The 12,738-nt window shown below is 38.3% G+C and carries 10 protein-coding genes; 4 read left to right on the top strand and 6 right to left on the bottom strand.

Features of this window, described 5'->3' with window-relative positions; genetic code table 11:
- Window positions 1-56 precede the first annotated feature (56 nt).
- Window positions 57-1,514, bottom strand: a complete 1,458-nt coding sequence (aspA, locus tag NST02_RS10210) for an aspartate ammonia-lyase (protein ID WP_137743208.1) — start codon at window positions 1,512-1,514, stop codon at window positions 57-59.
- A 46-nt stretch (window positions 1,515-1,560) separates the two neighbouring features.
- Window positions 1,561-2,874: an anaerobic C4-dicarboxylate transporter family protein gene (locus tag NST02_RS10205; RefSeq protein WP_095306719.1), complete on the bottom strand. Its 1,314-nt coding sequence runs from the start codon at window positions 2,872-2,874 to the stop codon at window positions 1,561-1,563.
- Between the two features lie 305 nt (window positions 2,875-3,179).
- Here NST02_RS10205 and NST02_RS10200 point away from each other — a divergent pair, with 305 nt between their 5' ends.
- Together NST02_RS10200 and NST02_RS10195 are read left to right on the top strand one after the other, a co-directional pair.
- On the top strand, window positions 3,180-4,451 hold the full coding sequence (locus tag NST02_RS10200; protein ID WP_340948911.1) for a sensor histidine kinase: 1,272 nt from the start codon (window positions 3,180-3,182) through the stop codon (window positions 4,449-4,451).
- A complete protein-coding gene (locus NST02_RS10195) occupies window positions 4,448-5,368 on the top strand; it encodes a response regulator (protein ID WP_095306661.1) in 921 nt (306 codons plus the stop codon). The genes NST02_RS10200 and NST02_RS10195 overlap by 4 nt, the downstream gene beginning before the upstream one ends.
- Window positions 5,369-5,423: 55 nt before the next feature.
- On the opposite strand, the gene NST02_RS10190 is transcribed toward NST02_RS10195, so the two are convergent.
- The 3 genes from NST02_RS10190 to NST02_RS10180 are packed head-to-tail and all read right to left on the bottom strand — an operon-like array spanning window position 5,424 to window position 8,010.
- The gene (locus NST02_RS10190) at window positions 5,424-6,209 is read right to left on the bottom strand and encodes a nucleotidyltransferase domain-containing protein (RefSeq protein WP_095306662.1); all 786 of its coding nucleotides are present in this window, start codon (window positions 6,207-6,209) and stop codon (window positions 5,424-5,426) included.
- Window positions 6,210-6,246: 37 nt separating this feature from the next.
- Window positions 6,247-7,038: an SDR family NAD(P)-dependent oxidoreductase gene (locus NST02_RS10185; protein WP_373315032.1), complete on the bottom strand. Its 792-nt coding sequence runs from the start codon at window positions 7,036-7,038 to the stop codon at window positions 6,247-6,249.
- Between the two features lie 9 nt (window positions 7,039-7,047).
- Complete coding sequence (locus NST02_RS10180; protein WP_095306664.1) at window positions 7,048-8,010, bottom strand: MBL fold metallo-hydrolase; 963 nt, start codon at window positions 8,008-8,010, stop codon at window positions 7,048-7,050.
- 543 nt (window positions 8,011-8,553) lie between these two features.
- On the opposite strand from NST02_RS10180, the gene proC reads away from it, so the two are divergent.
- Window positions 8,554-9,396 (top strand): pyrroline-5-carboxylate reductase, encoded by an 843-nt coding sequence (gene proC, locus NST02_RS10175; protein ID WP_137743205.1) that lies wholly within the window; start codon window positions 8,554-8,556, stop codon window positions 9,394-9,396.
- Window positions 9,397-10,070: 674 nt separating this feature from the next.
- Window positions 10,071-11,087: an NADPH dehydrogenase NamA gene (gene namA, locus NST02_RS10170; RefSeq protein WP_095306666.1), complete on the top strand. Its 1,017-nt coding sequence runs from the start codon at window positions 10,071-10,073 to the stop codon at window positions 11,085-11,087.
- A gap of 419 nt (window positions 11,088-11,506) precedes the next feature.
- Here namA and rnz read toward each other — a convergent pair whose 3' ends face one another.
- Window positions 11,507-12,433, bottom strand: coding sequence for a ribonuclease Z (rnz, locus tag NST02_RS10165; protein ID WP_137743204.1), 927 nt, complete (start codon window positions 12,431-12,433; stop codon window positions 11,507-11,509).
- Window positions 12,434-12,738: the final 305 nt, after the last annotated feature.

Here is a 12,738-nt window from a genome sequence, read left to right as displayed (position 1 = left end):
CTACAGAAATAGAGTAGGTGCCAAATTTAAGCACCTATTCTACTTATGCAATTCTATTAATTATGCGCGAAATCTCTCTTTTTATTGTTTTTTACTAGAAGCTCCTTTCCAGCAATGCCTGGATGAGTCATTTCCTTTGGAGCAAGGATGATGTCCAATTCATCAGGAGTTAATATTCCTCTTTCCAACACGATTTCACGCACCGAACGTTTACTATTAATCGCTTCTTTTGCTATCGATGCAGCCACCTCATAGCCGACATGAGGATTAATTGCCGTAATAATCCCCACGCTATTATTTACATACTCTTCCATAACCGATGTATTGGCTGTAATACCGTTAATACAGTACTTGCGAAAAACGGTAAATACATTGGTCATAATTTTAATGGATTGCAATAAATTAAATACTAAGACAGGCTCCATCACATTTAATTCAAATTGGCCCGCTTCACAAGCCATGCTGATCGACAGATCATTTCCGGCTATTTGGAAGGCACTTTGATTAAGCACCTCCGCCATAACAGGGTTTACCTTCCCTGGCATGATTGATGAACCTGGCTGACGTGGAGGAAGATTTATCTCGCCAAAGCCACATCTAGGACCAGATGCCATTAACCTCAGATCATTCGCAATCTTTGACATACTGAGCATACAGTTCTTAATGGCAGATGAGACTTCCAAATAACAGTCCGTATTTTGAGTACCGTCAACAAGATTTTGCGTTCCTTTAATTGGATAGCCACTAAAAAAGGCAAGGTAACTATTTACAGTGGCAATGTATTCAGGGTCAGCATTTAAACCAGTGCCAACCGCAGTTGCTCCCATATTGACCTCATATAAACTTTCTCTAGTATTGCTAATGCGCTTAATATCTCTTTTTAACACTTGAGCGTAAGCATTAAATTCTTGGCCTAGTTGAATCGGAACCGCATCTTGCAAATGAGTCCTTCCCATTTTAATCATGCCATCGAACTCTTCTGCCTTTTGCAAAAACTCCTTATACAAACCATCCATGGCATTAAGCAAATTCTCTAAAGTCATTAAAATTGCTAAATGAACGGCTGTAGGAAACGCATCGTTTGTTGATTGAGCCATATTAACATGAGTATTCGGACTGATGACGCTGTAATTTCCTTTTTCCTCGCCTAACAGTTCTAAGGCACGATTGGCAATAACCTCATTTGTATTCATATTAATAGAAGTTCCTGCTCCCCCTTGAATCGGGTCAACGATAAATTGCTCATGAAGTTTCCCTTCCAATATTTCATCAACAGCGGTTAAAATTGCATTTGTAATCGATTCATCCAACTGCCCAATCGCATTATTGGCTAATGCTGCTGATTTTTTCACGATTGCCATCGCTTTTATTAACGCTTCATCAATGCGATATCCGGTAATCGGAAAATTCTCAACGGCACGCAGCGTTTGAACACCGTAATATGCGTCAGCAGGAATTTTTTTTTCACCTAAAAAATCCCTTTCAATGCGAAATTTTTCAAGATTATCAGACATATATACCACTCCTATTCAATGTAATGCGAAGTCTTATCATGAAACTCTAGAGCAATATGGAACTTAGCAAAATACCGATCGTAACTGCTCCAATTGTTGAAACTAAACCAGGAATCATAAAGCTATGGTTTAAAATATATTTTCCAATTCGAGTTGTGCCAGTGCGATCAAAGTTGATTGCTGCAACAACTGTTGGATAATTCGGGATGAAGAAATAGCCATTGACTGCTGGGAACATAGCAATTAACAGTGCCGGATTAATCCCTAACGTAATTCCTAAAGGCATAAGTGTTCGAACGGTTGCAGCTTGACTATAAAGAAGAATCGATAAGATAAATAGCGCGACGGCAAATAACCATGGTGCAGACGTAACTAAATCGGAAATGGAGCCTGTGATCATCTCGCTATTTCCACTGAAAAAGGTATCTCCCATCCAGGCAATCCCAAAAATAGCCACTACTGCTGCAGCGCCTGCCTTAAAAACACTGCCAGAAACAATTTTTTCAACATTGACTTTGCAAAAAATAATCATGAGAGCTGCTGCAGTAAGCATGATGATTTCAATCGTTGCAGGCATTCCCATTCTTTCCAGCTCACCTTCAATCTCCCAAGCTGGACGCAAATTCTCAAATGAACCGAAGAAGACAACTAAAACAGCGGCAAGTAAGAATAATGCAACAGAAAGCTTAGAGCTTTTATCTGCCACAAACGCTTTCTTTTCCTTTTTAATCGGCGCTAATCCCGCTTCTAATCGTTTTAAATATTCCGGATCGTCAGACAGCTCTTTACCCGTTTTACTAGCAATAAATGCTCCAATCATACAAGCAATAAAAGTTGATGGAATACAGATCATTAAAATATCCGTGAGCGTAATATTAAAGTCAGCTAACAACGCCAACAAAGCAACCGTTGCCGCGGAAATCGGACTAGCGGTTATCGCTTGCTGGGATGCTATGACAGCAATGGACATAGGTCTTTCTGGTCGTATCCCCGCTTCACGTGAAACCTCAGCAATCACTGGTAATACTGAGTAAGCAACATGTCCAGTTCCCGCACAAAATGTAAATAAATATGTCACCATTGGTGCTACATAGGTGATATATTTCGGATTTTTCCGCAGTGCCTTTTCAGCTAAATAGACAAGATACTCCATGCCGCCTGCAGCTTGCAAAGTACCGGCTGCTGTTATAACGGCTAAAATCATCAGCATGACATCAATTGGAGCAGAAGTTGGTTGGAGACCAAAAATAAATACAAAGATAGCTAAGCCGACACCACCCATAACTCCAAGTCCAAGACCTCCCAGTCTTGCCCCAATAAAAATACAAGCGAGCAGTATAACTAACTGGAGCCAAAGCATCATTGATTACCTCCTATCATGATTCAATTTAAAGAATGGCTTTACTTTAAATATTTCATCACCACCTTTTTGTGAATATTTTCACATAAGTATCCGTCTCGAATGACATTTATTCATATAGGCTATTAATAACCTTCATCTTCATCATATTGACGACCTACAGAAATCTACAATATGTTACAGCGCCGGTCGAGATATACATAATTTTGTCATTTTTAATAGAACATTCATTTTTACGATCCTTTACAATGAAAGAGGAAAAGAAACAGCGATATGAGTTTTTACTCGAAGGAAGGATCAATGAAGTGAATAGAAAACTCTTAACTTATTTATTGCTAATTATCCTTGTTCCGATAGCAGGGGAATTCAACTTTTATCCTTTAAAAACGGAAATTAGGATTAGCTTGGGAACTCCTGTCTTTTTCTTTATTCTGCTATGGTCGAACAGGATTAACCCAATAGTCGCCGGGTTTCTTACGGGGCTGTCAGTCGTTATTTTTCGGGTACAACTCGGAACCACTATTATGGTTGACAGTTCAATTGCTTCGCTATGGGGGTTCCATGGACCGGTTTTTTTCTATTACTTTACATATGGACTTTTCTTTTATTTATTAAGACTAAAAAAGTTTCTTCATGCTCCGTTTATCATGGGATTACTTGGGGTCGTTACAGAGGTTTCTGCCAGCATGCTCGAAATCGGGGCTCGAAATTTAATATTTCAACAAGAAATGTCATTCAGTACCTTTATGTGGATTAAAAGCATTGCCATCCTTCGCAGCTTTTTTGTTCTCGGCTTTTTTAATATCATTATATTGCGCAAGACAAAGCAAGGAGAAGCTGAGCTAAGAGCAAAAAATGAACAAATGCTGATTCTTGTTTCTAATTTATACGTTGAAATGATCCAACTGACAAAAACGATTCAAAATGCAGAAAATCTTACAAGAGAATCATATGAGTTATATATCGAATTAAAAAAGGAGAATCATCGATTTGCGACAAACCTTCTCTCTATTTCGGGAAAAACGCACGAAATAAAAAAAGATGATCAACGGATTTTCTCTGGGCTGGCAAAATTAATAGATAAAGGGCCAAATCTTGATTATATGAACATTGAAGAAATTCTCAATGTCATTGTAGCCTCTAATCATAATTACAGCCTGTTCTTAGAAAAAAAGATCCATTTTCGACTATCTATTAACGGAAGTCATCCACCCTATCGAACCTATGTGATTTTATCAATCATCAACAACCTTGTCGCAAATGCTGTTGAAGCAATTGAAGGTTCAGGAGAAGTTGTCATTTCTGTTAATCTGAATGAAGACTTTTTAATTATTTCAGTATCCGATAATGGTCCAGGAATTGCGAAAAAACATAGAAAATTAATCTTTCAACCTGGATTTACTACAAAATTCGAAGGCAATGGAAAACCATCAAACGGAATTGGTTTAACCTATATAAAAAATGTAATCGAAGAAATAGAGGGGACGATAGAATTGGTCGATCAAGAGAAAGACAGTGGCACAACCTTCGTCATTTCTCTGCCAATCAACAAAATGAAAGGAAGTGATTTTCGATGAGATTTTTCCTTGTTGATGATGACGATTCGATAAGGATGATTTTATCTGACATTATCGAAAATGAACATTTTGGCGAGATTGTCGGCGAAGCAAGAGACGGTTCAGAGATTGATACAGTGCTATTATCAAGAAAAAAAGTGGACATTCTTCTCATAGACCTGCTAATGCCCCATCGTGATGGTCTAGAAACCATCCGGGCTATTACACCTGATTTTACAGGAAAAATTGTGATGCTTTCACAAGTTGAAATTAAAGAATTAATCGGCGAAGCCTACGCTCTCGGGATTGATTATTATATTTTGAAACCGATTAACAAGCTTGAAGTCATTAATGTTTTAAAAAAAGTTAGCGAAAGAATTATTCTCGAAAATTCCATTCACAGATTTCAGGCATCTTTAAGTCAAATTGATTCTCTCCAATCGATAAAAGGTGAAGAACGGCCTGTTGTCAAAGAAAGGTCCATTCGTTTCCAAACAGAATGTCAAAGCATCCTAGCCGAGTTAGGAATTCTTTCCGACGGGGGACATAAAGATATTATTGATATAATGGAAATATTATTTGAAAACGAAGACGATGTGTACTCAACCATTCCTTCTTTAAAATTATTGTTTGAAAAGGTCGTACAGAAGAATGGAAATGGCTGCGAAGATTTACAAAAAGAGGTCAAAGCCTCTGAACAAAGAGTAAGAAGAGCCATTCATCATTCTTTAAATCATATAGCAGCTCTCGGATTGGATGACTACACCAACCCTATTTTCGAGCAATATGCATCGAAGTTTTTCGATTTTTCACAAGTAAGGCTCAAAATGTATGAATTAAAGCTAGGCTACCAAGTAGAAAATCAAGTTCCCCGAATAAACATCAAAAAGTTCATCCAAGCATTGTACTGGGAAGTGGTGAAACAGAGGGAGTCATAAAGCAGAAATACACGAAAAAGCTTGTTGCTGAACAAAAGTAACAAGCTTCTTTCATTTAGCTCCAGACCTCCTTAAGAGTTTTTTTGAAAATATGGTCAAGTTTAGGTGTGCAATCTGGGGAATTGACATTGATTGTTCGTGTATAATCACTTAAACGCAAGATTTCCTCATTTAAAAAATCGACTATGATATCAATCTTTGGTTCAAGAGCAGGTTTTTCCCCGCTCATTTTTCTTTTCAGCAGCATTTTAATCTCTGTTTTTAATTCCCCAGCAGGTATAAGAGACTCCAATAACTGCGGAAATTCCAAAGGCGGAAATTGATTATATTTTTCAATCCATTGAGCAGCCAAAACTGGGCGGAGGACATTAAAATATTTCTTTATATTCACTTCATCCCCCTGCAAATACTTTCGAAAATTGTCGCTCGCCATATTTAAATAATGATGTAAACATGTATTAGGAGAAAAGATTTCTTCACTGAGCTCCTTCATCTGCTCAATGGTCGAAAACGCTTGATAATACACGATTCCAGAATGAAGCCATTCCATCAATGGAGGGTTTGATTTTCTAAATAATCTCAATGCTTTAGTAAGTTCCCAGCCTGTTATATCCAATAAGTTATGAATCGGCAATTCAATCACATCTCGTTTTTTTCCTATCCCCATTTGATCGATCGCTAAATAATCCTCCATTCTATGGACGTAGATAAAGCGAACATCATAGTCGCTATCTTTTGATGGAAAATCCCACGCCCTACTTCCCGATTCAACCGCATAGAGAATCTTCACATGATAGTCTTCCTCTATTTTCATTAATGATTTTAAAATCCTCTCTTTCAATGACCATACCCCAATTCAAAGCATGGAAATTCCCAAGCTATTTTTTGTCGAATATACTCCCTGTCAGTTTTTCAGCTAGATTAGGAAACAAATTATAAAGAGTGCTTCCCATATTCATCCATCGTGGTAAATTTAATTCACGCTTCGGATTCATCATTAATTTGATTATTTGTTCGGCCACATAATCTGATTTCAGCATCATTCTTTTTACATTCTTCACATAATTCCCAGATTTGTCAGCAATGCTAAAAAAATTCGTTTCAATTGGACCGGGATTAACAGCAGATACAAAAATATTTGTTTTTAACAGTTCCATCCGCAGGCTGTTTGTAAAACCGAGGACAGCATGCTTTGTCGCAGCATAACCGCTCGACTTCGGCGTAGCAAGCTTACCTGCCTGTGAAGCAACATTAATAATATGACCGCGGTTCGCATTTATCATAACAGGCAAAACCTCCATCGTGCAGGCGATTAACCCAAGAACATTCACACGAAACATTTTTTCAATATCTGCAAAATTCGCTTCTTGAAGCGATTCGAAAATGCCAAAGCCAGCGTTATTTAAAAGAATATCGATATGGCCTACTTCCTGAAGAATTTTTTGAAAAACGATTTTGACTTCTTCAACATTACTAACATCTAACTGATAATAGAACGCTCCAACAGTTGTTCTTTCATTCACCTGTTCACATATTTCAGCAAGCTTCTCTGTTGAACGGGCGAGCAAAATAGGTCTAGCTCCCCTTTCCGCCACCATCCTTGCTACTTTTTCACCAATACCTGAAGAAGCACCGGTAATAACGATGTTTTGATTGGTTAATGTCACTATTTCCACACCTCAACTTACTGAATATCGAAATACACCATTTTCACTGCTTTCCCTTATTTCCTTCACGGCCATTAAATAGTCAAACTGTCCAACGGTCTCTGACATTGTGAGTGAAAGCTGGCGTTCATATACTTTTGGAAAAAGGAGCTGACATGCTTCAAAAATGGTCAATGCATTTTTCTCAAGCATCTTCTTAACCTTTTTTGCCCGTTCATGCTGCTGGGTTAAACGGTGATGAATCAATTCATTTTTATGTAAGATGTCTTCACCATGACCTGAATAGACAAGATTCATCGGGATATCCAACAATTTTTTTATAGAAGCATTATATTGAAGAAGCGGCTTCGGTCGGTCACTCTTTCCTGATATTGGTGGTTCTAATATTGGATTAGGGGAAACATGGGCTAACAGGTGGTCACCCCCAATGTAACAGCCATCCTTTTCCCGGTATAAGCCAATATGACTTTGAGCATGACCTGGCGTCTCAATGACCTTCCAATCAGATAATCCTTGCGGTGAATCTCCTTCTGTTAGAAAGCCGGTCAATAAACGGTTGCAGGAATATTTCAATTCCTTCTTTATCGCCCCTGCCAGTCGCCAATAATCCTTTGGAATCCCGAATTCGCGAAACGATTTTATAAAAAACTGGTCATTTTCAGTTAAGAAGCTTTCCGTTGGCTGCAACCATCGATTATTTAATCGATGTCCATATACTGGAAGAGAAGGTGAAAAATAATCGAGTAGACCTGCATGATCAGGGTGATGATGGGTTAGCACAACCTGCTCCACATCTTCTGGTTGCAGATCCAATTCTTTTAACTGTTCGTTCAATGCCTGCCAAGCCTCATCTGTTTTCGGTCCAACATCTACCAATGTTAACAGGTCTCCCTTAATGACATACACATTCACATCTCCAACTGGAAAAGGAGTGGGCAAAATTAATTTGGCAATACCATCTTTCCATTCCGTCATCATTTAATCTCCTTAAACATTATTTTCCCATACTTAATAATTCATTATATAAACGTATACAATCATTAGTTTACCTTCACTTTCAATAACTGTCATTATTTTCACATATTTGATCATGTACAATAGATTCAAATTATAACCAACAATTTTGCACAAAGTAAATGTCGTTGTTCTAACTTGAGGTTGACCATGGTAAATTCGATTCAGCTTATATTATATAAAATTTAATTTTTTTCATAATCATACTTGACAGACAAGCTCTTGATCTTGCATAATCTCTATTAATATTTATACAAAGCAATGACTAAGGACCAGTAAATGGAAAATGATGAAAAGAGAGTGAAGCTCAGCGGCTGAAAGGCTTCACCATCCGCTTACCATTGAACCTACCTCACGAGCTGTTAGCAAATCTAACCGTCTGCCGGCGTTAACGGATATGAGCTCATCTGGCTTGTGCTAGATGAACAAAGGTGGTACCACGGAAGCAACCCTTTCGTCCTTTAGAGGATGAAAGGGTTTTTTTATAGATAAGGAGAGGATGACATGAAAAAAATCGCAATGATCGGGGCCGGCTCGATGGCTGAGGCTTTAATTTCCGGCATGGTTGAAAAACAATTTATAAAAGGCGAACAAATTTGGGTGACGAACCGCAGCGACCGAGAAAAGCTAAATCGACTCCATAAACTATACGGGGTAAATCCAACATACAACTTTGAAGAAATGCTTCAAGATGCTAACGTCATTCTTTTAGCGATGAAGCCAAAGGATGTTGCTTTAGCAGTAAAGCAAATAAAACCTTATTTAAATCATGAAACACTTCTCGTCTCCATGCTTGCTGGAGTCTCGATTAAAAGTATTGAAATGCTTACCGAGCTATCGGTTTCAATCGTTAGGGCAATGCCAAATACTTCTGCTGCGATCGGACAATCGGCAACTGCCCTTGCTGCTAATTCCATTGCTACAGAAGAACAAATTAATTTAATCAAAACAATGTTTGATACCGTTGGACTTACCGTTTATGTTGAAGAAAAGCAGCTGGATGCAGTCACTGGACTATCAGGAAGTGGTCCAGCTTACATTTATTATTTAATTGAAGCAATGGAAAAAAGTGCAGTTGAAATCGGACTTAACGGAGAATTGGCACAGAAACTCATTGTGCAAACGTTAATTGGAGCAGCTGGAATGGTTTCGAGAACGACAAAGCCGCCAAAGCAGCTCCGAAGAGAAGTAACGAGTCCTGGTGGTACGACCGAGGCAGGGTTAAAAATTTTAAAAGAACATCAAGTCCAGGAAGCTTTTATTCAATGTATTAAAGAAGCTACCTCTCAATCAAAAAGACTTGGTCTTACATTAGCGGAAGAGCTTGAAAAAGAGAAGCGGACATAAGATAACAAACTTGGCTATCGGACATGCACTGGGAATACCAATCGCTATTCCCTACCCACTTAATACGAAAACAGCTAAAGAGAAAAGGAAGTTAGCAAATGATTGCCTTCCTTTTTGTGTCAAAAAACAGTTTCTAGCCTTATTGATTTCTCAGTATGCGTTTTAAATCTTTTATTTCGCTTTCATGCTTCACAGAACGAGCTGCTAGAGTATCAATCAACAGTTGTTGATCTTCTAATGTAATTTTAAGTTCTGCTTCTGCTCATCGATATGTTTCCCTATCTGCTCAAAATAGGGACCAAGACCATTGATGAGATTATCTTTAATACTTGAAATATCTTTCTTAAGTTCTTGCTGAAATACTTTTTATTCTTGTTGAAACTCTTTGAATTCCTGCTGAAATTCCTTGACTTCTTGCTGACCTTCATTGAGTTCTTTTAATTCATTGAGGATTATTTTTAATGTATCTTCCATTAAAAATCACTCCAAGTTTTTTTATTAATTATAGCACGGTTAAATCAAGAAAAAGGTTTTAATCTATTATTCATTCTTAGCATTTTATCAACGATACTATATGGTTGAACAATGGCCTAAATTTAAAATAAGCATATATTTTTTGAATTTCTCTTTCCATTGTTATACTTTTAACATATCTAACAGAGGAGGTAATCCATTTGCAAGCAAAGTTATTTTCTACTTACTCAATTAAAGATTTGACTTTAAAAAATCGCATCGTCATGGCCCCGATGTGTATGTATTCAAGTGAAAACGAAGATGGAAAAGTCGAGGATTTTCACATTACCCATTATGTCAGCAGAGCAGTTGGGCAAGTTGGACTCATTATTCAAGAAGCAACCGCAGTAACACCTCAGGGACGCATCTCATCAAAGGATCTTGGAATCTGGAGTGATGATCATATTGAGGGATTATCTCGATTAACGAAGCAAATCAAGAGCTATGGGAGCAAAACAGGAATCCAGCTTGCACATGCTGGCCGCAAAGCAACTGTAGAAGGTGAAATTTTGGCGCCGTCCGCAATTCCTTTTGACGAAAACATGAAAACACCGAAGGAAATGACAAGAGAAGATATCCATGATGTAATTGAGGCTTTTAAACAAGGAGCTTTAAGAGCAAAAAAAGCAGGCTTTGATGTGGTTGAAATCCATGCTGCCCATGGATACTTAATAAACGAATTTTTATCCCCTCTTTCCAACAAACGAACCGATCCATATGGCGGATCCGCCGAAAATCGCTACCGTTTTTTACGGGAAGTTATTGAAGCGGTGAAAGAAGTTTGGAATGGACCACTATTTGTTAGAGTATCAGCGTCTGATTATCATCCAGATGGAATGACACCGGAGGATTATGTCACACTTTCAAGGTGGATGAAAGAACAAGGAGTCGACCTGATCGATGTCAGCTCTGGAGCGGTTGTACCTGCAAGAATTCATGCATATCCAGGTTATCAAGTTCCTTTTGCAGAAGCCATTAAACATGGAGCAGACATCCCGACAGGCGCAGTCGGTTTAATTACAACCGGAATTCAAGCTGAGGAAATTTTGCAAAATAATCGCGCAGATCTCATTTTCCTAGCACGTGAACTTTTACGTGACCCTTATTTCCCTAAAACCGCGGCAAAAGAATTAGGAACGGCAATCGAACCTCCTAAACAATATGATCGTGGATGGTAGGGCGTTCATTTATCCAGTAAGCATATCAATTCAAATGTAATTGATATGCTTTTTCATATCGAAAGCCAAAAGACTCGGTTGCTCAGCGTATCATATTCGCATTTTGCGGCAGGAGCGAACTGATTTTTGCATCCCGCATGTACTTTATCTTCTCCCCTCTTTTGGTGAAAAAACTTATCATTAAAGATGTTATTGTGAAATCCATTTTTGATGGTTTACCAGTTTACCAAAGCTGGACTTTTTTATAAATTTATGTCCCTAGCAAGTTTTTTTTAATCGAGAAAACTGTCTAGCCTTAAAGCCTAAGACGGTTTTCTCGTTTCTTTTTTATGATGCACCAGCATACTGCATGTTTTAATGTTTTGATAACCACTGGTATTCAGATTATGAGCGACATCAACATGGTTCACTTAAACCTATTATTTCACCGACGGAATCTCAATTTCTTTAAAATCATGTGCCATTTCAGTCATTGCGAAAATTTTTTTCGCTTCAGCTTCAAGCATTTTCCAATCTTCGCGATCATATCTCGAGCTAATATGGGTTAAACATAATTTCTTAGCATTGGCCGCTTTTGCGATCTGTGCCGCTTGCGTTGTAGTCGAATGAAAATATTCATGGGCCAATCCTTCTTCACCAGATGCAAACGTCGCCTCATGAATAAGCAAGTCAGCACCTTCTGCTAATTCCTTTGCTGCCCCACAAAACCTCGTGTCTCCTAATATGGTCACCACTCTCCCCTTTATATCAGGTCCTGTAAACTTTTTTCCATCCACAACGTTCCCATCTTTAAGGGTTACGCGCTCCCCATTTTTGATCTTTTTATAGACTGGACCTGGCTCAATCCCAGCTTCTTTCAGTTTGTCGACTAATAAAACCCCCGGCCGATCCTTTTCTACAACTCGATAGCCATAAGAAGCAATTCCGTGCTCCAGCAAACGTGCCTCGACAAGAAACTGTTCGTCTTCAAACACGATTCCCTCGCTAACTTCAACAAAATGAAGGGGATACTTTAAGTAGGTTTGACTGACAGAAAGATTTGTTTCCACAAAGTTTTGAATTCCCTTCGGTCCATAGACCGTCACGTCCAATTCGCCCCCTTGAAAGGAGCGACTTGCCAAAAAGCCAGGAAGGCCGTAAATGTGATCACCGTGTAAATGGGTTATAAAAATTTTTTCCACCCTTCGTGGCTTTAAAGTTGTATGTAAAATTTGATGCTGCGTTGCTTCACCACAATCGAACAGCCAAACAGAGCCTCGTTCTTCAAGTAATTTCAAAGCAATTGACGTAACATTGCGCAGCTTTGCCGGAACTCCAGCTCCCGTCCCTAGAAATAAAACTTCCACAATAAAACTCCTTTCTTCCATTCCAGTACATCTTTATTTATATTTAATCTCAAGTATTGCTGGTTTGAACATGATACAGAACTGCACGAAAGTACAGAAATGCAAGCAATTTATCCAGTAAACCTATAAGAACATTTACCAAACCATAATTCTTACTTACTATACCATATGTGCCATTTATGTTCATTTTGGATAGTTCCATCATAAATGACAAAAAATAGCGAAGAAATATGCTAAAATATTTGCGAATTGCTTCTGAACACTATAAAATTCATATTTGAGTCAAATTCGTAGAACTTCTTTCA

This window comes from Robertmurraya sp. FSL W8-0741 (assembly GCF_038004005.1).
Taxonomy (GTDB): Bacteria; Bacillota; Bacilli; order Bacillales; family Cytobacillaceae; genus Robertmurraya; species Robertmurraya siralis.
The sequence above is the reverse complement of the archived record's forward strand: the minus strand, read 5'-3'. Positions and strand labels throughout refer to the sequence as shown.